This window comes from Sphingobium sp. RSMS (assembly GCF_005406185.4).
GTDB classification, from domain to species: domain Bacteria; phylum Pseudomonadota; class Alphaproteobacteria; order Sphingomonadales; family Sphingomonadaceae; genus Sphingobium; species Sphingobium fuliginis.
This window is the reverse complement of sequence record NZ_CM191257.1, coordinates 2902441-2924738: the sequence shown is the minus strand read 5'-3', so window position 1 is coordinate 2924738 and position 22298 is coordinate 2902441. Positions and strand designations below refer to the sequence as shown.

General features: G+C 63.6%; 25 protein-coding genes and 2 pseudogenes. 14 read left to right on the top strand and 13 right to left on the bottom strand.

Going from position 1 to position 22298, the window contains the following annotated elements; genetic code table 11:
- The first annotated feature begins 103 nt into the window (after positions 1 to 103).
- From EGM87_RS14210 to EGM87_RS14200, 3 genes and pseudogenes are all read left to right on the top strand, one after another.
- Positions 104 to 864 (top strand): IS5 family transposase gene (locus EGM87_RS14210; RefSeq protein WP_099185988.1). Its coding sequence is split into 2 segments (ribosomal slippage): positions 104 to 428 and positions 428 to 864, totalling 762 coding nucleotides; the frame shifts between segments, so codons are not numbered across the junction.
- An 18-nt stretch (positions 865 to 882) separates the two neighbouring features.
- Positions 883 to 1101 (top strand): annotated as a pseudogene (locus EGM87_RS14205) (LysR family transcriptional regulator); the annotation flags it as partial.
- 69 nt (positions 1102 to 1170) lie between these two features.
- A complete protein-coding gene (locus EGM87_RS14200) occupies positions 1171 to 1482 on the top strand; it encodes a DNA-3-methyladenine glycosylase I (RefSeq protein ID WP_044662847.1) in 312 nt (103 codons plus the stop codon).
- Positions 1483 to 1518: 36 nt separating this feature from the next.
- Here the strand turns inward: EGM87_RS14200 and EGM87_RS14195 are convergent, their stop codons facing one another.
- The gene (locus EGM87_RS14195) at positions 1519 to 1662 is read right to left on the bottom strand and encodes a hypothetical protein (protein ID WP_253719085.1); all 144 of its coding nucleotides are present in this window, start codon (positions 1660 to 1662) and stop codon (positions 1519 to 1521) included.
- Between the two features lie 296 nt (positions 1663 to 1958).
- Here EGM87_RS14195 and istA point away from each other — a divergent pair, with 296 nt between their 5' ends.
- Positions 1959 to 3512, top strand: a complete 1554-nt coding sequence (gene istA / locus EGM87_RS14190; protein ID WP_137710070.1) for an IS21 family transposase — start codon at positions 1959 to 1961, stop codon at positions 3510 to 3512.
- 42 nt (positions 3513 to 3554) lie between these two features.
- Complete coding sequence (gene istB, locus EGM87_RS14185) at positions 3555 to 4304, top strand: IS21-like element helper ATPase IstB (RefSeq protein ID WP_410483115.1); 750 nt, start codon at positions 3555 to 3557, stop codon at positions 4302 to 4304.
- 41 nt (positions 4305 to 4345) lie between these two features.
- Here istB and EGM87_RS14180 read toward each other — a convergent pair whose 3' ends face one another.
- The 3 genes from EGM87_RS14180 to EGM87_RS14170 form a co-directional block, all read right to left on the bottom strand.
- Complete coding sequence (locus EGM87_RS14180; protein WP_253719084.1) at positions 4346 to 5080, bottom strand: aldo/keto reductase; 735 nt, start codon at positions 5078 to 5080, stop codon at positions 4346 to 4348.
- An 88-nt stretch (positions 5081 to 5168) separates the two neighbouring features.
- Positions 5169 to 5465 carry a putative quinol monooxygenase gene (locus EGM87_RS14175; protein WP_044660506.1) on the bottom strand — a complete coding sequence of 99 codons (297 nt, stop codon included), beginning with the start codon at positions 5463 to 5465 and terminating at the stop codon, positions 5169 to 5171.
- Positions 5466 to 5542: 77 nt separating this feature from the next.
- Positions 5543 to 6340, bottom strand: a complete 798-nt coding sequence (locus EGM87_RS14170) for a type 1 glutamine amidotransferase domain-containing protein (RefSeq protein WP_044660507.1) — start codon at positions 6338 to 6340, stop codon at positions 5543 to 5545.
- Between the two features lie 116 nt (positions 6341 to 6456).
- On the opposite strand from EGM87_RS14170, the gene EGM87_RS14165 reads away from it, so the two are divergent.
- A complete protein-coding gene (locus tag EGM87_RS14165; RefSeq protein ID WP_044660508.1) occupies positions 6457 to 7371 on the top strand; it encodes a LysR family transcriptional regulator in 915 nt (304 codons plus the stop codon).
- A 103-nt stretch (positions 7372 to 7474) separates the two neighbouring features.
- Here EGM87_RS14165 and EGM87_RS14160 read toward each other — a convergent pair whose 3' ends face one another.
- Positions 7475 to 8581 carry a Fic family protein gene (locus EGM87_RS14160; protein ID WP_044660509.1) on the bottom strand — a complete coding sequence of 369 codons (1107 nt, stop codon included), beginning with the start codon at positions 8579 to 8581 and terminating at the stop codon, positions 7475 to 7477.
- Positions 8582 to 8974: 393 nt separating this feature from the next.
- On the opposite strand from EGM87_RS14160, the pseudogene EGM87_RS14155 reads away from it, so the two are divergent.
- Positions 8975 to 9142 (top strand): annotated as a pseudogene (locus EGM87_RS14155) (hypothetical protein); the annotation flags it as partial.
- Positions 9143 to 9192: 50 nt separating this feature from the next.
- Complete coding sequence (locus EGM87_RS14150) at positions 9193 to 9399, top strand: phage integrase central domain-containing protein (RefSeq protein ID WP_044660510.1); 207 nt, start codon at positions 9193 to 9195, stop codon at positions 9397 to 9399.
- A gap of 13 nt (positions 9400 to 9412) precedes the next feature.
- Here EGM87_RS14150 and EGM87_RS14145 read toward each other — a convergent pair whose 3' ends face one another.
- The 7 genes from EGM87_RS14145 to EGM87_RS14115 form a co-directional block, all read right to left on the bottom strand.
- A complete protein-coding gene (locus tag EGM87_RS14145; protein ID WP_044660511.1) occupies positions 9413 to 10168 on the bottom strand; it encodes a DUF2889 domain-containing protein in 756 nt (251 codons plus the stop codon).
- A 74-nt stretch (positions 10169 to 10242) separates the two neighbouring features.
- On the bottom strand, positions 10243 to 11025 hold the full coding sequence (locus EGM87_RS14140) for an enoyl-CoA hydratase/isomerase family protein (RefSeq protein WP_044660512.1): 783 nt from the start codon (positions 11023 to 11025) through the stop codon (positions 10243 to 10245).
- Positions 11022 to 12092, bottom strand: a complete 1071-nt coding sequence (locus EGM87_RS14135) for a phosphotransferase family protein (protein ID WP_137710072.1) — start codon at positions 12090 to 12092, stop codon at positions 11022 to 11024. Before EGM87_RS14135 ends, EGM87_RS14140 begins: the two co-directional genes overlap by 4 nt.
- Complete coding sequence (locus EGM87_RS14130) at positions 12089 to 13528, bottom strand: DUF1254 domain-containing protein (protein ID WP_137710073.1); 1440 nt, start codon at positions 13526 to 13528, stop codon at positions 12089 to 12091. Before EGM87_RS14130 ends, EGM87_RS14135 begins: the two co-directional genes overlap by 4 nt.
- Positions 13525 to 14685, bottom strand: a complete 1161-nt coding sequence (locus tag EGM87_RS14125) for an acyl-CoA dehydrogenase family protein (RefSeq protein WP_044660515.1) — start codon at positions 14683 to 14685, stop codon at positions 13525 to 13527. Before EGM87_RS14125 ends, EGM87_RS14130 begins: the two co-directional genes overlap by 4 nt.
- The gene (locus EGM87_RS14120) at positions 14682 to 15434 is read right to left on the bottom strand and encodes an SDR family NAD(P)-dependent oxidoreductase (RefSeq protein ID WP_025547936.1); all 753 of its coding nucleotides are present in this window, start codon (positions 15432 to 15434) and stop codon (positions 14682 to 14684) included. Before EGM87_RS14120 ends, EGM87_RS14125 begins: the two co-directional genes overlap by 4 nt.
- A complete protein-coding gene (locus EGM87_RS14115; protein WP_044660516.1) occupies positions 15431 to 16318 on the bottom strand; it encodes an SDR family NAD(P)-dependent oxidoreductase in 888 nt (295 codons plus the stop codon). The genes EGM87_RS14120 and EGM87_RS14115 overlap by 4 nt, the downstream gene beginning before the upstream one ends.
- Before the next feature lie 169 nt (positions 16319 to 16487).
- Here EGM87_RS14115 and EGM87_RS14110 point away from each other — a divergent pair, with 169 nt between their 5' ends.
- The gene (locus EGM87_RS14110) at positions 16488 to 17177 is read left to right on the top strand and encodes a carboxymuconolactone decarboxylase family protein (protein WP_044660517.1); all 690 of its coding nucleotides are present in this window, start codon (positions 16488 to 16490) and stop codon (positions 17175 to 17177) included.
- Positions 17178 to 17190: 13 nt separating this feature from the next.
- On the opposite strand, the gene EGM87_RS14105 is transcribed toward EGM87_RS14110, so the two are convergent.
- Positions 17191 to 17943 carry an SDR family NAD(P)-dependent oxidoreductase gene (locus EGM87_RS14105; protein ID WP_044660518.1) on the bottom strand — a complete coding sequence of 251 codons (753 nt, stop codon included), beginning with the start codon at positions 17941 to 17943 and terminating at the stop codon, positions 17191 to 17193.
- 118 nt (positions 17944 to 18061) lie between these two features.
- Here EGM87_RS14105 and EGM87_RS14100 point away from each other — a divergent pair, with 118 nt between their 5' ends.
- From EGM87_RS14100 to EGM87_RS14080, 5 genes are all read left to right on the top strand, one after another.
- A complete protein-coding gene (locus EGM87_RS14100) occupies positions 18062 to 18679 on the top strand; it encodes a TetR/AcrR family transcriptional regulator (protein ID WP_025547929.1) in 618 nt (205 codons plus the stop codon).
- A 2-nt stretch (positions 18680 to 18681) separates the two neighbouring features.
- The gene (locus tag EGM87_RS14095; RefSeq protein ID WP_044660519.1) at positions 18682 to 19479 is read left to right on the top strand and encodes a helix-turn-helix transcriptional regulator; all 798 of its coding nucleotides are present in this window, start codon (positions 18682 to 18684) and stop codon (positions 19477 to 19479) included.
- Positions 19480 to 19545: 66 nt separating this feature from the next.
- Positions 19546 to 19968, top strand: a complete 423-nt coding sequence (locus EGM87_RS14090) for a Zn-ribbon domain-containing OB-fold protein (RefSeq protein ID WP_044660520.1) — start codon at positions 19546 to 19548, stop codon at positions 19966 to 19968.
- Complete coding sequence (locus tag EGM87_RS14085; protein WP_044660521.1) at positions 19965 to 21113, top strand: thiolase family protein; 1149 nt, start codon at positions 19965 to 19967, stop codon at positions 21111 to 21113. Before EGM87_RS14090 ends, EGM87_RS14085 begins: the two co-directional genes overlap by 4 nt.
- 4 nt (positions 21114 to 21117) lie before the next feature.
- The gene (locus EGM87_RS14080) at positions 21118 to 22296 is read left to right on the top strand and encodes an acyl-CoA dehydrogenase family protein (RefSeq protein WP_137710074.1); all 1179 of its coding nucleotides are present in this window, start codon (positions 21118 to 21120) and stop codon (positions 22294 to 22296) included.
- The last annotated feature ends 2 nt before the right edge of the window (positions 22297 to 22298 follow it).

Genomic DNA, 22298 nt, shown 5'->3' with positions numbered 1-22298 from the left:
GGATAATGAGTCGTCATTCATTGATCGAGCTAGGCAGTAGTGACATTTTAGGGATTCACGACGGTTTGGATTTGTGATTCAAGGCTGGCTTTTGGAGGCTGGCGTGGAAGGCGAAGTGCTGCGGGATGATCAGTGGGAGCGGCTGCGGGAGTTCGTTCCGGGCGGGCGCAAGGGCAAGCGCGGTCCTCGCAGTGACGGACGGTTGTTTCTTGACGCCTTGCTCTGGCTGGCGCGTTCAGGGGGACGCTGGCGCGATCTACCGGAGAAGTTCGGTCCCTATCAGACCGCCAAGCGGCGTTATTATCGCTGGGTCGAGCAAGGCGTGATCGACCGGATCTTCGAGGCTGTGTCGGATGATCCCGACATCGAATGGCTGGCGATCGATGCGACGGTGATCCGCGCCCAGGCCCAGGCGGCTGGGGCACGGGTAAAAAGGGGGGCGCTCAAGCCCAGGCTCTCGGGCGCTCGCGAGGCGGGTTCGGCACCAAGATCCATGCCGTAGTCGATGCCTTGGGCTTGCCGATCCGCTTCATCCTCGGCCCCGGACAGCAAAACGACATGGCGCCCGCCTGCGATCTGATCCGCGGCATCCCGGCTGGCAAGGTTCTGGCTGATCGGGCCTATGACGCCGACAGTTTGCACGATCTCATCTACGAGCAAGGCGGCGAGCCGGTCATCCCACCTCGCCGCCATCGCAAATATCAGCACCACTATGATCGCATCGCCTACAAACAGCGTTGGGGCATCGAGGGCTTCTTCGCCAAGCTCAAGCAGTGGCGCCGTATCGCAACACGCTATGACAAACTCGCCGCAAACTTCCTCGGCTTCGTCAAACTCGCCAGCATCATGCTATGGCTCAAATGATTAAATCGTCACTACGGCCTAGAGTCCGTTCTTGCCATCGTGCGGTGCGGCTCGTTTCGCGCGGCGGCGCTGGACCTTGGCATATCGACAACGGCCATAAGCAATGCGGTTGGCAAGCTCGAGCGACAGCTTGCGGTGCGGCTGTTCAACCGTACCACGCGCAGCGTCTCGCTCACCCATGCGGGGCGGATCTTCGTCGCACAGATCAGGCCGGCGCTCGAGGACATCCAAAAGGCTTCGAAAGGCCTTTGCCGGATTCGACCCGTAGACCGTCTCCCGGTTCGACGAGGACGATTCGCGCGTTTGATGGCTGATTCCGGCATCGTTCGCGCCCAAGCCAAAATCCGCGCCACCATTCGCGGCGCGCAGATTTATTGCGAGATGTCCGAGCGCGGCGAAAGCTTCACCGACTATTGCTGGGCCTTCACCGACGGCAAGCCGATCAAGAACGCCGGCGGCGCGTGGATCGCTACCTCGCCGTTCTCGGAGTCGATCTCCAAGGACATGAAAAAACGCGGCTTAAAATTTGTCGGGCCGACGATCGTCTATGCCTGGAGGCAGGCGGTCGGCATCGTCAACGACCATGAACAAGGCTGCCTCCGCAGGGACGCACGTTAGCAAACCGTGCGGTTCCGAGACCGCGCCGGATCAGGATCAGAGCGGCAATGGCGCGGCCGGATTGACGAGACCTGCATCGCGCAGCTCGCGCCAGAAGTCGGCCGAGATCGTCTGGTTCAACGCTGCTGTGTCCTCAGCGATGCGCTGCGGGCGGCTGGCTCCAGGGATGACGGCTGCCACCGCCGGATTGGCTGCAGCCCCGCCGCCTTCATGCTGATGCTGTAGCGGTCCGCAATTGCCTTGATCGCAGCAACTTTGGCGAGAATTTCCGGCGTGGCAGGTGCATATTCGAAATTCGGCTGCGTGTTTCGGAAAAGCCCGGACAGTGATTTCACTAAATCGCGGACAGGCATTTCAGTAAATATGGGACAGCGATTCCGCTAAATCCCGGACAGGGTTTGGGACGGGATCGAGGTTAGGTTTTGAGATGCGCCGCTCTGGCATTGTTGCTCCTCATCGTTGCGATGGGAGGGGTGATGCCAAGGCGGAAGCAAGCGAGACGAACCGACGTGAAGGACATGCGATCGATCCTCCGGCTGACCTATGATCAGGGTTTGTCGGTACGGGCTGTGTCAGAGCGGCTGAAGCTGAGCAAGACGACGGTGTCGACCTATTTGCTGCGGGCGCGCGAGGCAGGGCTGACAGGCTGGCCGTTGCCGGCTGGTTACGACGATGACGCAGCGATCGAACGACTGGTATTTCGCCGTGTCGGCCGTCCTCCTCAGGATCTGGATGAGCCGGACTGGCCAGTGGTTGCGCGGGAGATCAAGCGCAAAGGAGTGACGCTGGTTTTGCTGTGGCAGGAATATCGAGCTGCCCATCCCAATGGCTATGGCTATACATGGTTTTGCGATCGGTTCCTGTCCTTCCAGCGGCGGACCCATGTCAGCTTCCGCAATCGCCATGAGGCGGGTGCCGTCCTGCAAACCGATTATGCCGGGCAGACTGTGCCGCTGATCGATCCTGTAACCGGCGTCATCACCCAGGCGCAGATCTTCGTAGCTGTACTGGGCGCTTCATCCTTCACTTTCGCAATGGCGAGCCTGAGCCAGCAGCTGCCGGACTGGATCGACGCGCAGTGCCGTGCGCTGAGCTTTATCGGCGGGGTACCGCGCGCGATCGTGTGCGACAATCTGAAAGCGGGCGTTGCCAAGGCGCTTTGGTTCGAGCCCACGCTCAGCGCCACCTTTGCGGCGATGGCGGAGCATTACGATACGACGATCCTGCCTACCCGGAGCCGGCGGCCGCGCGACAAGGGAAAGGTCGAGGGCGCAGTGTTGATCGTGGAGCGCTGGATCCTGGCGCGTCTGCGCAATCGGCGCTTCTTCAGTCTGGCGGATCTCAATGTTGCGATCGCGGACTTGCTGGTTGATCTCAATGATCGGCCCATGCGCCATATCGGAAAATCCCGTCGCGCAATCTTTGACGAGATCGAACGGACAGCATTGGCGGCGTTACCCACGTTGGTGTTCGAATATGCCGAGTGGAAACGCGCCAAGGTCCATCCTGATTATCATGTCGAGGTCGACAAGACCTTTTACTCCGTGCCGCACGGACTGATCGGCCGGCAGGTCGATATCCGCCTGACGCATCGGGTGGTCGAAATCTTCTACGATCATGCGCGGGTTGCCAGCCATATGCGGACATCGCAGCGCCGTGGGCACGTTACCGTGAATGAGCACATGCCCAAGGCGCATCAGCGCTACGCGAATATATCGCCAGCGAGCCTGATCGAGCGCGCCAGGAAAACGGGCCCGAATACGGCGACGTTCGTGGAAAGGCTGATGGTCGACAAGCCGCATCCCGAGCAGGGCTATCGCTCCGCCATGGGCGTCCTCTCACTGGCCCGGCGCTACGAGCGCGATCGGCTTGAAGCCGCCTGCGATCGGGCGCTGGTGATCGGCGCTGTCACCTACTCATCCGTCAACGCCATCCTCAAGGCCGGGTTCGACAAGATCCAGCCGGTAACGGGGCCGCTCAAACCAACACCGGCGCACGGCAACATCCGTGGCGGGTCCTATTATCAATGAAGAAAGGACGATCTTGTGCTGACGCATCCTACCCTTGATCAAATGCATAGCCTGGGGCTAGCGGGCATGGCGGCCGCATGGCGCGACATTGCCGAGCAGGACACCGCTGGCGATCTGACCCGAGACGAATGGCTCGGGCTCATGTTGGACCGCGAGATCGCCACCCGCGCTGATCGACGGCTGACCAATCGTCTTGCCAGCGCGAAACTGCGCTTTGTCGACGCCTGTGTCGAAAATATCGACTTCGGGGCACACCGCGGACTGGATCGCCGCAATATCCTCTCGCTCGCACAGGGCGCCTGGCTCAAGGCAAATGAGAATCTTATCATCACCGGCCAAACCGGCACGGGAAAAACGTGGCTGGGATGTGCGTTCGGGCGACAGGCGGCGCGCCAGGATCACTCCGTCCTCTATCTGCGCATGCCGCGCCTGTTCGAGGATCTTGCTCTTGCGCGTCTCGATGGCCGGTTCCCACGCGTCGTCGACAAGCTTGCCCGCGTTCAGCTGCTTATTCTGGACGACTGGGGAACCCATAGTCTCAATGATCAGCAACGCCTTGATCTGCTCGAGATCTTCGAGGAACGGTATCGCCGAAGATCCACGCTCATCACCGCACAGCTCCCGGTGGCGGCCTGGCACAAAATGATCGGCGAGCCCACAATCGCCGATGCCATCCTCGACCGCATCGTCCACAACGCCCATCGCATCACGCTCAAAGGAGACAGCATGCGGCGACAAAAAGCTCCCCATGGCTTGACCCAGGACGCAAATATCGAAATCACTCAACCCTGACAGAAACCAGGCATCCACTGCCTACACCTGCTGTCCCGGATTTACTGAAGCGCTTGTCCGGGATTTAGCGAAGCTCCTGTCCGACTTTTGCGAAATACGCAATTCGGCCCCCCAACGAGCGCGCCCGAGCTATAGGGGCCGCCGACAACGATGCCCAAGCCGCGCTCAGCGACCTTCGGCATGAGGCGTTCGAGCGCACGGTCGTGGTCGAGCAGCGTGTAACGTCCAGCGAGCAGCGAACCATCGGGGCGCGGGCCATCGAGATCGAGCAGCAGCTCGACCGCCTCGACCCGGTTGACGCCGAGGCCCCAGGCCTTGATCGTGCCCTCGTCGCGCAGCCGGTCGAGCGCCTTGAACGCGCCGGTGCGGGCTTCCTCAAACTTCGCCAGCCATTCGTCGCCATAGAAGTCCTGCGCCACGTCATGGACCCAGAAGATGTCGATATGGTCGGTCTGCAGGCGCTTCAGGCTGTCCTCGATCGAGCGCAGCGTCGCGTCGTGCGAATAGTCGTTGATCACGTTGTTGGGTCGCCCATTGGCGAACACGGCGCCCTTCTCGCCATTGTCGCGCGGCGCATCATCCACCTCGTCGAGCACGATCCGGCCGGCCTTGGTGCTGATCACATATTGATCGCGCGGCTTGTCCCTGAGCGCCTCGCCCATGCGGATCTCAGCGAGACCGCCGTAGAAAGGCGCATTGTCGAAATAGCGGATGCCGTCGTCCCACGCTGCTTCGACGGTGGCGAGCGCTTCCGCATCGGGAATCGCGCGAAACATATTACCGAGCGGCGCGGCACCGAAGCCGAGTTTGGAGGAAGGATGTCCTTGAGGGCCATGATGTTGATCCCTGTTTCTGTGATCTCGTTCAGGCGACCGCCGCCGGCGCGAGCGTGAAGGCGCTTCGCTCCGCGAGGTCGTTGATGGCGGCGAGATAGGTTTGAAAGTGCGGGGATGCACGATGCGCTGCCACCGCGTCGGCGTCTTCATAAAGCTCGTCGAGCACGAACCGGTCCGGCTCCGCCTGATCGGTCCAGAGATCGTAGCGCAGATTGCCGGGCTCGGATCGCGAAGGCGCGATCATGCCGTCGAGCAGATGGCGCAACGCGTCGGCCTTGCCGGTGCGAGCGGTCAGCACGGCGACGATCTTGATATGGCTGGTCATGGCGGTTGCTCCTGCCTGGAATGGATGGAGGGACGAGGCGGGGCGCGTTCGCAGCGCCCCACCGGTCATCCGAGTTCTCACGCGGTCTGCCGCGCGTCGAGTGCCTTGACCAGCGCCTTGGCGATGGGGTGGTCCGAACGCGGGTTCTGACCGGTGATCAACTCGCGGTCGATGACGACGTTCGGCTCGAAGTCCACGGCGGTCGTCTCCACCTTGCCGCCGGCGGCGGTCAGCGCCTGCGGCATGTCGAAATACATCTTGGCATGCAGGATGTGATCCTCGACCACCTTCTCCTCACTGCCTGAGAAGATCGTCATGCGATAGCCGGCATAGGGCCAGTTCTTCGCCCATTCGCGCGCCTTGTCGTCGGCGCCGGCGATCAGCGCGGCGCGGAACGCACGCGGATCATCCATCGCCGCGGCGAGCGCGATCGGGCCGTGGCAAAGCAGCGCCGTCGGCTTGGCCGTTTCGTGGAAGTGACGCAGGATCTCGCCCACTTCGGCGTCCTGCATCAGGTCGACCACCGGGGCCTGGCCGCCGGGGAAGAAGACACCGGCATACTGGTCGAGCCCGCCATCGATGACTGAGCGTAGCGTCACCGGCGCGTTCATGGCGGGGCTGTTGTCGTAATAATCGCGAGCGGCGCGGTAGGCCACTTCGTCATTCTCGAAATGCGCCGGCGCGTCCGACGCGGCATCGATGATCGGCTTGCTGCCGTTCGGGGTGGCGAGCACGACCTTATAACCGGCAGCTTCGAGCGCCATCGCCGGGACGACCGTCTCGTTGAGATACTGACCCGTAGCGCCCCATTTGTTGCCCTGCACCTCGATGCGGGTGGCGTTGGAGCCGATCAGCAGAACCTTACCCTTGCTCATGGAAACCTCCTGTCTTCGATCTCGTCCGCATTCCGGACGACCAGGAGATGCGCCTTTCGCACTCATTGCAGAAGTTTATTTCTTGGATTTTAGATATATGTGTGAGAGCATAACTCATGCGCTACGACCTCAATCTGCTGCCGATCTTCATCGCGCTGATGGAGGAGCGCAGCGTCACCCGTGCCGCTGAGCGTCTGGGCATGACGCAACCAGCGCTGTCCAATGCGCTGGCCCGGCTGCGGTTGATGCTGAAGGACCAGCTGTTCATCCGTGAGCGCTACGGCATCCAGCCGACCCCGATCGCCTTGGAGCTGGCGCCGCAAATTGCGGACGCACTCGCCAGCCTGGATGACGCCGTGCTCGGGCAGCAGGACTTCGACCCCGCCAGTGCCGAGCAACTCTTCACCATCGCGCCCAATGGTTATGTCGAGTTCGTGATCGTGCCAGTCCTGGTAGCGAAGCTTGCTGAAGTCGCGCCCCGCATCAAGCTGCGGCTCACGCCTTACGGCAACGACCTGACCGAGACCGGCGTCGTCTCCGGCACCACGGCGATGGTGCTCGGCCGCATCATCGATCCGCCCGACAATCTCGTGGTTCAGCATCTGATGGACGAGGCGCTGGACTGCGTCGTGCGTGCCGGGCATCCGGACATCGGCGACGCGATCACGCGCGAGCAGTTCGAGGGCATGCGCCACGTCAACGTGGTGCCGCCCGGCCGCATGCGCGCCGGGCTGTTCCAGGCGCTGGCACAGCAGAACCTGAAGCGAGAGGTCGCGCTGTCGGTCACCAATTTCTTTGCTGTGGCGGAGATGATCGGGGTGACCGACTACGTTGCGACCCTACCACGGTTGATCTGCCGGCGGTTAGCGCATGATCCTCGCTTGCATATTCTGCCCGCGCCGGTCGATCTCGGCACCTTCCCCGTCGAGATGGCATGGCATGTCCGCTACCGTCACGACCCGGCGCACCGCTGGTTGCGTGGACTTGTCGGGCAAGTGATCGGCGAACTAGCGGCGCCAGCTCGACGTTAGCCTTCCCTCCGCTGATCACGCTTTCGGACGCTTGCTCCCGCCTGTTCTCGAACGAGCCTGACCGCGCACGGCACAGAGAATATCTGACGTGCGGGGCGGTTGGTCATTCGCTGAGGTTTAAATAGTATCTTGTGTGCTTCAGTTCTCCTTCCTTGCGAAGGGCTCCTAACTCCACCAGTTCTGCGAGATCGCGAGTGGCTGTCGCGGGGGCTGCGTCGGTGATGGTCCGGTAGTTTGCCGCGCTCAGGCCACCCCTGAAGCCGTCCGGTCCTTCGGCGAACATCCGGATCAGGGCCTTCTCCTGCCGTGCGTTGATCCGACTGCGGAGACGGTCGAGCAGCTTTGCCTTAGCCAAGAGGAAATGAACCCGATCAAGCGTGCGCTGTTGGGCGGCGAGCACGATATCCGAGAACCATTCGAGCCAATCGTCGATCCGGTTGGATATACTCGCACGCTGAAGCTGGGCGTAATAGTCCTTGCGATGGCGCTGGACCATCTCTGCAAGAGCCGTGATTGCGGGCGCGTCAAGCCCTTGGGCCAGGGCCTTTTCCGCAATCGCGCGGCCGAGGCGCCCGTTGCCATCTTCGAAGGGATGGATGGACTCGAACCATAGATGAGCAATACCCGCTCGCGTCAGCGCGCTCACCGGTGAAGGGCCCGTCGGCCCGGTATCGTTGAACCAGGCAATGAATGCGTCCATCTCGCCTGGCACCGCTTGCGATGGCGGCGCCTCGAAATGCACCTTCGGCGCGTGCACGGCTCCCGATACGATCTGCATGGGATCGGCATGTGATCGATATCGGCCTATGTCGGCGAGGTCCCGCCTACCGTTCATGAGCAAGGCGTGCCAATGGAACAGCATGGCATCGCTGACCGGCTCGCCATAGCTGCGGAAGAGATTCGCCATGAGTTCTGCAGCGCCCGCCTCGGCGGCATTGGCTCGGCGGTGGTCGGCCTTGATCCCCAAATGCTTCGCGACCGACGACTGCACGCTCGCGCGATCGAGGATCTCTCCCTCAATTGCAGAGCTATCGACAGCTTCTTGTGCCATGAGTTCGATGGAAAGGTTCTGACGATCGTCGGCATGGAGGTGGGCCATGACACCGACCAGAATACCGGCACCCTTCAGAAACTGGTCCTCACGGCCTCTCAGACGCGTCGCGTCATAGGCGAAGTTAGACCAGTCGGGTTGTTGCCAATTCCAACGCATGATCGATAGCACTCCTTTATATCGATCACCATATCGCGCAATCTGATTTATATAAACGCTTTTTATCGCTCAGCTTTGTCGCAACCACGGTCTGTCCGAAAATTGTAGGCGTATTTCGGACAGACCCCAGCCGCTGCCAGCGGGGCTCGAACCGCTCCGTCCGTTCACGTCCAGCCTTTTCCACGAATTCAGATCGTGCTAATGATCCCTCTGGCGACTTCGCAAGTCTATGATTTGACTGCGAAATCAATCGTTTAGGTGCCCCGCGATAAAGCTCTTCTGGCACCATTTTCCCGTCCGAAGACGTCCCGGAAACGGCTGAAATATGTTGTTCCTTGAGCTATAACCGTCCGGTGAAATCCGGGCAGATACGGCACCAATTGGGCACGAGGGGTGGTATATCCGAGGGTATCGTTTTCCGTCCTTTGCAAGGACGATACCCCCGATGAGCACCCTGTTCGCGACCAACTAGCCAACGCCAAACCGCAAGCCAAGGACTTAAAGCTGTCGGGCGGCGGTGGTCTCTATCTTCTCGTGCGGACCAACGGCGCGGAGCTTTGGCGCCTCAATTATCGCTATCTCGCAAAGGGTCGGTCGCTCGCTTTCGGGGCATGGCCGAGATCGCATCGAGCAAGATTCCTTGGCTGCTGGACAAGACCTATCCCAAGATCGGCAACAGACCCGTCTCCAAAATCACGGCGCAGGAGATTGTGGCCGTCCTGCGCTTCATCGATGAGACAGGCCGCTACGAAGGCACGTCCTATGCGGACCCTCCTTGGGCGCATCTTCCGCTACGCCGTCGCGACCATGGTTGCTGAATGTCAAAAGTGCCTATGCTTCACGCTGGAGACGGTGCAGATGAGCCTCCTTCTCTCCGGTCATGACCGCGGTTTCCACTGGTCCGGTGCTGTAGGCGTAACATCGTCCAAGCATCTCCGGATTGTCGCGGGCAGGGCGACCGGCAGCTTGTGAGGGGCGGTAGCGCCGACCGATGGCTATGAGCCAAGTACGCGCCAAGATGGTGGCGGCTTCAAGTTGATCCTGCTCGAAAACCAGACTGGCCCATGCGGCAAAGCCTGTTCCCAATGGCCTTCCCCGAAGCTCCAGCGGCTCCAGGATCGCGCCCTGCCGGACCAGCCAGCGACAGACCAGCCGACCATTTCGCCAGATCGTCATGGGGACAGGCAATTCGACTTCGTCCGGGACCTCCGCTTCATAGAGTATCTCCGTCGATGGTCTTTGAGCATGGCCAATGGCCATGACAGCCAGGTCCAGAAGGTGGGTGCAATGATGGCGTGCAATCCCCCCGGCGTAAAAGTCGCGGGTTCGCGTGCTGATCGGCAGGCCCACCAAGGACTGAAGCTGGTGGACTGCGGCAGGGCATGCCGTGGTGGGAATGCGGACGCTTTCGCCGGTAATGGCGGTCACGATCGAGCAGTCGTGCACGATGGAACAGCGCATCTCGTGAAAATTGTCGAGGAGATGGGCGTTGACCCGATTGGATTGCGCGCGCAGGGATACGCGGCGAATGGTGGCGCCGGTCCCGTAATCGGGATTGAGTGGAAAGTTGAGTTGCTTAGGTCTCATGACAAGGGCGCGAACCTGCCGACATGGTTGCGACGTTCATGCGGCTTGCAGCGCGCTTTGTCCATCGCCCTGGGTTACATGAAACGCGGCGGTCGCTTCGCCAGGAAGGCGGCGACTCCTTCCCGCCCCTCCGCCGCACCGGCCGATTCGGCAATCGAGGCGGCTTCGCGCTCCAGCTGGGCGGAAAGGTCGGCGGTTGCCGATTCCATCAACAAGGCGCGACATCTGGCGAGTGCGCGGATCGGCCCCTTCGCGAGCGCCGACGCGACGGTCGACGCCTCGGCGCGGAGCGCATCGTCGGTGACCACGCGCGTCACAAGGCCGAATTGCGCCGCTTCATCCGCCCCGATCCGTCGATTGGTGAACAGCATCTCCAGCGCCCGGCGCATCCCGATCAGGCGCGGCAACCACCATGATGCGCCGCCATCCGGCGTCAGCCCGACGGCGCTGTAGGCCGAGGTGAAATGCGCGGAGGCGGCTGCGAGCGCAATATCTCCCAATATCGCAAGGCTGAGCCCCGCGCCGGCCGCGGGGCCGTTGATTGCGGTGACCAGAGGCTTTTCCATCGTGGCAAGCCGATGAATGCCGGCATGGAAACTGTGCGCGAGGGCACCGACCGCCGCTTCGGCATCTTCCCCGGCCGCGGAGAAGGCATCGATGTCGCCGCCGACGCAGAAGAATTTGCCGCTTCCGGTCAGGACGACGCAGCGTATTTGCTGGTCCGCCGCGCAGTGCTCCGCCAGTTCATGCAGGCGGAGTGCGAATTCAGGATCGACGGCGTTGCGCTTTTCGGGGCGCGCCAGCGTCAGCCAGGCGACGCCGTCCTCGATGTCGAGCGTGATGGCCGGGCTGTTCATCGGGCGCCAGCCCTTTCCGCCTGCCGCCACGCCAGACGCATGAGTTCCGGCAGCACCGCGACGCGCTCGCGCGCCTGCGCGGAGGACGCATTGCCGCGAATGACCCGGCCCTTGATGCCATGGAAGATGGCGGCGAGGCGAAAGAAGTTGAAGGCGATATAGAAGTCGTAACCCGGCATGTCCGCCAGCCCCCTGCGCCGACAATAGGCGGCGAGATAGGCCTCTTCATCGGCTATGCCGAGCGCGGCGGGGTCGCTCCCGCCCAGGCCGGCGACGATATGCGGCGGCATCCGATACATCATCGCGTGATAGGCGAAGTCGGCGCCCGGATGGCCGAGCGTCGAAAGCTCCCAGTCGAGCACGGCCAACACGCGCGGCTGCGTCGGGTGGAAGATCAGATTGTCGATGCGGAAATCGCCATGGACGATGCTCGTTTCCTCGCCCGGCGGGATGTGGGCGGGGAGCCATTCCACCAGCCTGTCCATATAGGGATCGCGCCCTGCCTCCGCGTCCTCAAGATATTGGCGGGACCAGCGCGCGATCTGCCGTTCAAAATAGTTTCCGGGTCGGCCATAGTCCGCAAGGCCGGCGGCCACATGATCGATGCTGTGGAGGTCGGCGATCGTGGCGTTCATCGCATCGAAGAGCGCGGCTCTTTCTGCAGGGGACAGGTCGGGGATCGCGGCATCCCAGAAGATGCGGCCCTCCACCATGTCCATGACGTAGAAGATCGTGCCGATGACCGCGGGATCGGTGCACAGGCCATGGACGGCGGCGACCGGGAATCCTGCCCGGGAGAGGCCGGCGAGCACTCTCGCCTCCCGGTCGAGCGCATGGGCCCCTTTGAGCAGGGGGCCGGGCGGTTGCTTGCGCAGGACGTAGCTCTTGCCCGGCGTGATCAGCTTGTAGGTCGGATTGGACTGCCCGCCCTTGAACTGCTCGACCCTGAGCGGCCCGCCATAATCGACGACATTGGCGCGCATCCAGGCGTCCAGCGCTCCCAGATCCAGCTCATAGCCGGGGCGGACGGCGGCGGTGCCGCTATTGTCTTCGACCAGGGCATTCATCGTGCGTCGCCTTCCCTTGAAATGGGCGGGGGCAGCCATTGGCCGTTCAGCATGTCGGGCTTCGGTCCGTAGGCGCGGATCACCACGAAAAATGGGCCAGCCGGTGCGGGAAGCCAGTTTCCATCGGAGGATGCGGCGTGTTGGATGCGGATTTCGATCGACCCATCCTTCTGCACCTTCAGGCCCTTTGTCCGGTCGCTTACCAGATAGCGGCGCAGCGGATTGGGATGAAGGGCGAAGGTCTTCGCGTCGTAGAGGGTGACGGACCAGAAGCTGTTGACGGGCGGAGGCCTTTGCAGCCGCAGCATGTAGCGCGACGACGCGCCGTCCAGCGCCGATCCATCGCCGTCTGCGAACGTGGTGTAGGACGCATTTTCCTCCCGCACATTCGCGCCGAGGCCGGCCATGTTGATGACGGACCGGCGCAGATAATTGAAACCGTAAACGCCCTTGTTGACCTTCATCCAGCCCGTGCCGGTGGGTTCGCCCAATTGCGACTTGGCGCGTGTGAGCATGTCCAGCGCCTCCGCGTAACCGCTTTCGATGGCGGCTCGCGTGGCCGGGGTCAGCCTGTCAGTGTTGAACGGGCGGTCGCCGCCTATGCTGAGCAGCCGGAATCGCGACACAAGCGCCTCCTCGCCCGGCTGCCAGCCATTGGCCCGAAGCAGATAGTCGAGCGCCCGGAAATAGCCGATAGCGCCAGAGGCGGGTGGTGGTGGCGATGTTTCGCCATCAGAGTCCGCCGTCCCTTCGCCTTCCGGAACGATGATCCGGACCGCATCCTGAAAAGCACGCGCAGTCCGGACTTCGGCGTCGGACTGGGCGAAGGCGCGCATCAGGATCCATAGCTGGGTGGTGGCGGCTGGATAGACCGTGACCCCGGCGGGCGGGATGCCGCGCCAGCCGCGCGGCACCAGCAGGAAGCGGCTGCCTTTGACGCCTATCGTGCGATTGCTGAGATTGCTGGGATTGCCGAAAATGTCGAAGATGTTGAGCGTGAAATATTTGAGCTGCGTGGCCGGGATGTCGATTTCGACCGGCCCCTTGCTCAGGTCGATCCAGGCGGTGGAGTAAAGCGTGTCCGTATTGGGCACCTTGAAGGTGGCATAGTCCGGCCCCGCCAGGTTCCTCTCATGCGCGAAGCGGTTGAATCCGGTATAATTGCTCGAACTTCGATCGAACACCTGCCGATAGAGTTGCTCATAATGCAGATAGGCAGCCATGCCATAGACGGTCGCATCGAATGCGACGGTCCGGAGCAGGGTGGCGCGGTCCTTCTCGTCCCTGGGCAGCAGGTCCTCGCCATATCCGGCTTGCGAAGTGGGCGCTTCCGGCGCGGCGAAGTTCGCTGGCTCGGCATGCCCAGCGGTCGACATAAGGATCGGCAGGAGGACCAGCATCGGCCGCATGGCCGGCATCCATCGTCCAGCGTTCATCCCTGCGCCGCCTTCCAGTCGCGCTTGATCTTCTTGGCCAGGCTCCACTTATGAACCTCGGTCGGGCCGTCGTAGATGCGGAAGGCGCGGATTTCCCGGAACGCCTGCTCGACGATGGTGTCGCCGGACACGCCCGTCCCGCCCATCACCTGAACGCAGCGGTCGGCGACGCGGAACAGCGCGTCCGACACCGCGACCTTCGCCATGGAGCTTTCCGCCGTGCCGAGCGAACCCGTGTCGAGAACGCCCGCGCACCAGTCGATCATGCGTTCGGCCTGCTTCAGGTCGATGAGGTTGTCCGCCAGCATGAAGCCGACGCCTTCATGATCGACCAGCGGCTTGCCGAAGGCGTGGCGGCGGCAGGCATAGTCGGTGGCGATTTCCTGCGCGCGCGTCGCAAGGCCGAGCCAGCGCATGCAGTGGGACAGGCGGGCAGGGCTGAGGCGTATCTGCGCATAGGCGAAGCCTTCTCCGCTCGCGCCCAGCATCTGGTCCGCCGGAACGCGCAGATCGACGATGTCGACCTCCGCATGCCCGCCGGGCATCGAACTGTCGATCGTGTCGATCACGCGCACCGTCCGGATCGCCGGGTCGGGCAGGTCGACAAGGAACATGCAGGCGCCCTCGTCCGACCGGGCCATGACGATGCCCACGCGCGCCCCTTCCGCCCCGGTGATGAACTTCTTGCGGCCGTTGATGACCCAATGATTGCCGTCGAGCCGGCAGGTCGTCTGCATCATCGACGGATCGGACCCCGCGCCGCCGGTTTCGGCAGGCTCGGTCATGAAGAAGGCGGAGCGCGCTTCGCCCCTCACCAGCGGGTCGAGAAATCGCGTCTTCTGTTCGGCGCTGCCGACCTTTCCGAGCAGATACATATTGCCTTCGTCAGGCGCGGCGGTGTTGCAGGCGAGGGGGCCGAGCGGCGACAGGCCGGTCTTGATGAGGACGATGGCCGTTTCCCGCTGCGTCAGATGCGATCCGTCAGGCAGGATATGCGGGGTAAGCACGCCTGCTTCGCGTGCTTTTGCGCGCAGCTCCGCGACGAGCGCGTCTTCCGGGCCATGGAAGCCGAGGCGACTGTCCTTTTCATAGGGAATGATCACGGTCCGGACGAAGGCTTCCACTTTCGACGCGATGGCGTTCGCTCGCTCGGTCATTGCGCAGTGCTCCCCCCATCGATCACAAGTTCGGCGCCCGTCATGTAGCGGGACTCGTCGCTTGCCAGGAACAGGATTCCATCCGCTATCTCCTCCGCTTCCCCGATCCGGCCGAGCGGGACATCCGCCAGCAGGCTCCTGGCTGTTTCCGCATCGGCATAGGCAGGCGCGGTCAGCGGCGTCGCGATGTGACCGGGGTGAATGGAGTTCGCCCGCACGCCATTGCCGGCGGCAGCGCATTCGAGGGCGGTCGCCTTGGTGAACATCCGGACACCCCCCTTAGCCGCGCTGTAGGAGCCGGTGCCCGCCCCGGCCACGATGCCCCGAATGGAGGACATGTTGACGATCGCGCCCCGGCCCGAGGCGGCGAGCAGCGGCATCATATATTTGGTGCCCAGGAAAACACTGTCGAGATTGACGGCGATGATCGAGCGCCATTGCGCCAATGTCGTGTCCGCAATCGACGCGAACTTGCCGAACCCGGCATTGTTCACGAGGATGTCGAGCGTGCCGAACCGTGTTCGTATCCGATCCGCCAGCGCGACCCATGCCTGTTCATCGGTGACGTCCATGACGGCGACCTCATGGCCGTCGCCCGGCAGGGACTTGGCCGCATCCGACAGGGCATCTCCATTGCGGTCCGCCAGGATGAGTGTCGCGCTCTCCGTCGCGAAGCGCCGTGCGGTGGCGAGCCCGATGCCCGAAGCGGCGCCGGTGATGAGCGCGATCCGCGCCTGAAGCCTGCTCACGATCTTTCCTCTTCTGCGTCAGCCTTGCCCTTGCTGAGCGAAATCAGGCTGTCGAATAGCGGATTTTCCCGCGCAAGGATCGATTGCGTCCGCTGCGCGATCACCGGATCGTAACGGGTCGTGGTAAAGACGTAGAACCGGTCATTCCGGATGCCGTCGAACGCCTGCGCGGCGACTTCCTCAGGCGATGGGGCATTCTGGAACAGATTGTCCGAAATCGACTGGAACTCGGCGGCTTCCGCCGGCTGCCCATCACTGGATCGCAGATGGGCAGGGCGGGATCGTTCGGCCTCGTAAATGCGGGTTGCGACCAGGCCGGGACACAGCATCGTGACGCCAATCGGGGCGTTCCGCTCACGCAGGCCGGCATAGAGCGCTTCGGTGATGCGGACGACGGCATGTTTGGACGCGCCATAGACGGCGGAGCCTTCGCCGCTCACGAAGCCGGCCACGGACGCGGTGTTGAGAATATGTCCCGGCCGTCCCTCGGCCAGCATCCGGGGCACGAAGCTGCGGATGCCGTTGACCACGCCCTCCATGTTGACCCCGAAGGCCCAGCGCCAGTCCTCCAGCCCATATTCCCAGACGAGCCGGTGGCGGCCGCCGGGGACGACGCCGGCATTGTTGCACAGCAGGGATACCTCGCCGAAGCGCGACCATGCGAGGTCGGCCAGAGCCTGTACCGCCTCCGGATCGGCCACGTCGGTTCTGTGGAGCGCGATGGCCGCGCTGTCGATGGTGCCGGCCACTGCTTCAAGGTCGGCAAGATTGATGTCGGCGAGGACCAGCTTCATCCCCTCCCGCGCGGCAAGATGCGCGAGCGCCGCGCCGATGCCGCTGCCGGCCCCCGTAATGACTGCCGTCCTGCCCTTGAAGTCCCTCATCCGGGCGTGCTCCTCTCGCATCGGCCGAACCGGGATCGGCCCTGTATAAGCGTGCGATGTAGTCGACCGTCCGGTCGGACGTCAACTCCTTATCAGAAGTTGACCGCGATCGCGAAGCGGCATAGCCATGTTCAACCGACCGGACGGTCCATGCATTATCGGAGAGACGATGACTGATCTTCTGCCCCCGCTCGCCAGCCTTGGCCGCCTGCGTCGCGACGCCCCGAAGACCGTCGCGGGATTTCGCCGCTGGCGCGCGATCATCGATACCGATGGCGCTGTCCCCGCCCGGATGAAGCGATTGTTCGTCGCCTGCGCCGCCACGATGAAGGGCTATCGGGAACTTGCGACGCGGGAACTGGCCGAAGCCCGGGCGGCCGGTCTCACCGAGGCGGAGGCCGGCGCGGCGATCGCAATCCTGGCAAGCGTGCGCGGCGAGGGGGCGTCGCTGCGCTTCCATGATCTTTTCCGGGAAATCTACCCCGAAGCCGTCGATCCCGATTGGCCCGACGACGACATGGTGGTGGAAGATGGCGCGGCGCAGGCCAATTTCCTTCAATATTTCGGCACCATGCCCCCTTCGCTGGGCAAGCTGTTCGAGGTCAAGCCCCTTGGCGCCGACGCCTATTATCTCATGCGCGAGGGGACTTTGTCGGGGACGGCGCTGGGGCCTGTCCATGCGGAACTGCTGCTCGTCACCGTCCTCGTCGCCGATTATAGTTCATGGGCGTCCGTTCACATGAAGGGCGCGCGCACCGCCGGCGCCAGCGAGGAAGCAGTGGCCGAAGCGGTGATCTGCGCCGTGCCGACCGCCGGCCTGTCCGCCTGGGTCATCGGCGCGACCGCGATGGATGCGTGAGGGTCGTCCGTCCTTAAAGACCGCTGACGAGGTGCCCGCCATCCACCGCGATGACCGCGCCCGTCATGTAGCGCGACTGATCGGAACATAGCAGCAGGAGCGGCCCGTCCAGATCCTGCATCTGGCCCAGTCGCTTCTGCGGGATGCGCGAGATGAGCCGCTGACCTGCGTCGGATGCGAAGAAGTCGCGGTTGAGGTCCGTCTCGATATAGCCGGGCGCGAGCGCGTTGACCCGGATGTCGAACGCCGCCCATTCCAGCGCAAGCGCCTTCGTCAACTGGATGAGGCCGGCCTTGCTGGCGGCATAGGCGGCCAGCCCCTTGGACACGCGTTCCCCCAGGATCGAGGCGACGTTGACGATCGTCCCGCCTTCGCCCCGCATCATGCGCGCCGCCTGCTGGGCCACGAGGAAGGCGCCGGTCAGATTGGGCTGGAGCACCTGCGACCACTCGGTTGCGCTGAGATCGAGCGCCGCACGCATGTGGGCTACGCCTGCATTGTTGACGAGGATGGAGAGAGGCGCCGCAAGGTCGCGCTCGATTTGCCGGAAGGCCGCCGCGACCGCGTCCGGATCGGTCACATCCATGGCGACGGGAATGCATGTGCCGCCTTGTCGCCCAATCTCATCGGAGAGCGCCGAGAGCGCGTCGACTCGGCGCGCCGCTATCACGACCGTCGCCCCTTCCCGCGCCAGCAGGCGAGCGAAATGCCGGCCCAAACCCGAACTCGCTCCGGTGATCAGCGCTGTCTTGCCCTCAACTTGCATTGTCCGCTCCCTCGCGCTTGCATTCTTTTCATCCAGCCGCCATCCCTAGGAGGAACCGACCAGACGGTCGACTTACCTTTGTGAGAGGTAGGACGCAGAACAGGGAACAGAGCCGGCGATGGCGCGAGAAGCAACAAAGAAACGGCAGACGACCGAGGCGCATGACGAGAAGCGCAACGAGATATTGAGGCATTGCGCGACGCTGTTCGACCGGGTGGGATATCACAAGGCGTCGATGCAGATGCTGGCCGATGAGGTGGGCCTCGGCAAGCCGACGCTCTACCATTATTTCCCCAGCAAGAACGCCATCCTCTTCGCGATGCACGACGCCCATATGAGCGCGCTGCTGGCAGGCCTCGACGAGGAAGGCGGATCGGACGATCCGCTCGGCCGCCTGCGCGCGGCATGCATCGACATCCTGCGGCAGATTGCGGAGCATCCGGGTTATGTCCGGGCGTTCATGGACCATTATGAAGATCTGGAAGGCAAGATGCGCGACCATATCCGGGCGCAGCGCAACGCCTATCTGCAGCGGGTGCGCGGCATCATCGAACAGGGGATCGCGAACGGCCATTTCCGCCCGTGCGACCCGGGGCTCACCACCCTTGGCTTCCTCGGCATGTGCAACTGGGCCTATAAATGGTATCCTCCCCTGGCCAAGCGCAGACCGCCCGAGGACGTCGCCGACGCGATCTGCCAGCCCTTTTTCGAGGGGCTGAGCCTGAAAGGCCGCTGATCATGTCCGCTGCCGGCCCCTCCTGCACGATGCCGTCCGCCGCCCTGATCGACGCGGTCCGCTTTTCGGAGCCGGGGGGGATAGGACCGGCGGCGGAGCGGCTGCGCGATGCGGTGATGGACCTTTGCGGGTTGCGCACGGCGGTCACGCATAATGTGGCCTCCCGCGAACCGATGCGCGACGGGAATGGCGCCGTGCTGGCAAGCGAGGTTTTTGGTTTTCGCGGCGAGGAGTCGCGCTGGTGGGAGGTGCCTCAGCTTGCCCTTTCCTCGCCCATCGTTCACGCCTGCCGGGTGGAGGCGGAGCCGTTCTGGTGCAACGCGCATGGCTTTTTCACCCGCCTGCCCAACCCGCTGCTCGACGTGATCGACCTCCATGATTTCCGCATCCGGGCGATGACGGCGGCCGCGATCGTGGTTCCGATCCACCTGCCGTTCGGGCAGATCGGCGCGGCCAGTTTCCTCTCGCCCGAGCCCGAGGCCAACGACCTGTCCGATGCCTATGCCTGTGCCGCGGACGCTCTGGCTGTGCTCGCGCGGGCCTTCGTGCAAAGCTATGTCAAGGTTACGGCGCGGGCGCGGCCCGGGCTGGGGAGCATATCCTTGACCAAGCGCGAAGTGGAATGCCTGCGCTGGGCGGCTGCCGGAAAGACGAACGAGGAAATCGGCATCATCCTGGGCCTGCAACGCACCACGGTGCGATTCCACATCCGATCGGCATCCGTGAAGCTGGACGCGGTCAACCGCGACCAGACGATGTTCAAGGCGGCGCAGCTCGGCTTTCTGGGCATGATAAACTAACCCCTGTCGCATTGGTCAGAAGCCGACCGAACGGTCGGGCGCTATGTCTTCGGAAGGAGACAAGAGATGCCCGACACCCTGCCTGTTCCGATAGCCGACGGCCTCATCTGCCCCGAGACAGAGGGCAATGCGCTGTTTGCCTCCAGAGAGCGGGCAACCAATCGCCTGTGCTTTCCGGCGCGACCGGAAGACGACCCGCGCTACGAGCGCGTCCTGCTGCCGCGCACGGGCCGGCTCTGGTCGTGGACTATCCAGCGCTTCCGCCCCAAGTCGCCGCCCTATGCCGGCCCGGAAGCGTTCGAGCCCTATGCCGTGGGCTATGTCGATCTGGATGGAGCGCTGATCGTCGAGGGGCGTCTGGTCGATGTGGCGTTCGATGATCTGGCAATTGGCATGGCGATGCGCGTCGTGCCGCTGCCTTTCGAGATGACGGACGGAACGCTGCGCACCAGCTTCGGCTTCGCGCCGGACAAGGGGGTTGGGGCATGAGCGAAGACGTCTTCATCATCGGCGCGGGCATTCATCCCTTCGGCCGCACCCCTGGCCTTTCGGGCCTGCAGCAGGGCGTCTTCGCCGTCCGCCAGGCGCTCGAACGGGCGGGGTTGGCATGGCGCGATGTCCAGTTCGCCTTCGGCGGGTCGGACGCCGCCGGCAATGCGGACACGATGGTGTCGGAGCTGGGGCTTACCAGCATTCCCTTCATCAACGTCGCCAACGGATGCGCGACTGGCGGTTCGGCCATGTTCGGCGCCTACAGCACGATCAAGTCCGGCGAGTTCGATCTGGGCCTCGCGGTAGGTTTCGACAAGCACCCGCGCGGCTCTTTCTCGCCTCTTCCAGCGGATTGGGGGTTGCCGGACTGGTATGGCGAGACGGGGCTGATGCTGACCACCCAGTTCTTCGCCATGAAGATTCAGCGCTATATGAGCCTATACGGCATCACCCCGCACACGCTGGGCGCTGTCGCCGAAAAGGCCTTTGCCAACGGCGTTCTGGCCGATCATGCCTGGCGGCGCGAGGCGGTCGATATGGACACCATCCTCCATTCGCAGATGGTCAGCGACCCGCTCACCAAATTCATGTTCTGCTCGCCGGGCGAAGGCGCGGTCGCACTGTTGCTGGCGAGCGGCAGGAAGGCGCGCGAACTTGGACTGCCTGCGGTAAGATTGCGTGCCGCGGCCGTCCGCACCCGGCCCCCCGGTTCGTTCGAGGTCTTTTCGCCAGCGCTTGATCTGGAGCGTGGCGGCTCGCCCACCAGCGTCGCGTCTCAGGCGGCCTACGACATGGCGGGCGTCGGCCCCGAGGACATCGACATAGCACAGCTTCAGGACACGGAGGCGGGAGCCGAGATCATGCACATGGCGGAGAATGGCTTTTGCGCCGATGGTGAGCAGACCGCATGGATCGCTGAGGGCCGCACGCGGATCGACGGCAGCCTGCCGGTCAACACAGATGGCGGGTGCCTTGCCTGCGGGGAGCCGATCGGCGCATCGGGGCTTCGTCAGGTCTATGAGAATTATGTGCAGTTGATCGGGCAGGCGGGCGCACGACAGGCGCCGGGCAGGCTGCGCCTCGGTTACAGCCACGTTTATGGCGCACCGGGCGTCTCCGCCGTCGCCATCGTGGAGCGCTGACGCCATGGACCTGGCGCTTGGCCCAGAACAGCATGCGTTCCGCGAGGAGGTGCGCGCTTTCCTCGCCGCGTCGCTTTCGCCCGAATTGCGGCGCGGTGCCGCGCTGACATCCGGCGTCTTCGCCGAACCCGACATCGCGCGCGCATGGCAGGCGATATTGGAAGCGAAGGGATGGCTCGTCTATCACTGGCCGGACCATGCGGGCGGGCCGGGATGGACGCCGGTCCAGCGCTGGATTTTCGAGAAGGAATGTGCGGAGGCAGGCGCTCCGGTCCTTCCCGGCATGGGCCTGAAGCTGGTGGGCCCGGTATTGTACACCTATGGCACACCTGCGCAGAAGGATCATTATCTCCCCCGCCTGCGCACGGGCGAGCATATATGGGCGCAGGGGTTTTCGGAACCCGGCTCCGGCTCCGACCTTGCAAGCCTGCGCACCCGCGCTGTGCGCGATGGCGATCATTATGTCGTGTCGGGCCACAAGATCTGGACCACGCAGGCGCAATATGCGAACCGGCTCTTCGCCCTGGTCCGGACCGACCCGCATGTGAAGCCGCAGCAGGGCATCAGCTTCCTGCTGATCGACATGACGCTGCCCGGCGTGACGGTGAAGCCGATCCTCAGCGCATCGGGCGATCACGAACTGAACGAGGTCTTCCTCGATGAAGTACGGGTGCCGGTCTCGGAGCGCGTCGGCGACGAAGGGCAAGGCTGGTCGATCGCCAAGTTCCTGCTGGAGAATGAGCGGGGCGGGTCCAGCTTCGCCCCGGCGATCCTGGCTGATCTTGCCCGGTTGCGGACATCGGCGGGTCCGCTGACCGGCGAACTGGCGGATCGCGCTATCCGGCTCCAACTGGAGGCGGAAGCGCTGGAGATGACAGAGCTTCGGACGCTGATCGAGATCGAGCATGGCGCCGCGCCCGACCCGCGCAGCCTGACCACCAAGCTGCTGGCGTCCGAAATCCGGCAGGGCGTTGAGGCGCTGGCGGTGGACGTCTTCGGCCTCGCCGGTCTTCAACTGCCGGTCGAGCGTCCCTTCTACGGCGACGACATGCCCGCTCCGGTCGGTTCGGCGCAAGCGCAGGTCGCGGCTGCCCGCTACCTCAACGCCCGCGCCTGGTCGATCTTCGGCGGCACCAGCGAAATCCAGCTCACCCTGATCGCGAAGGCCGCGCTCGGCCTTTAGAC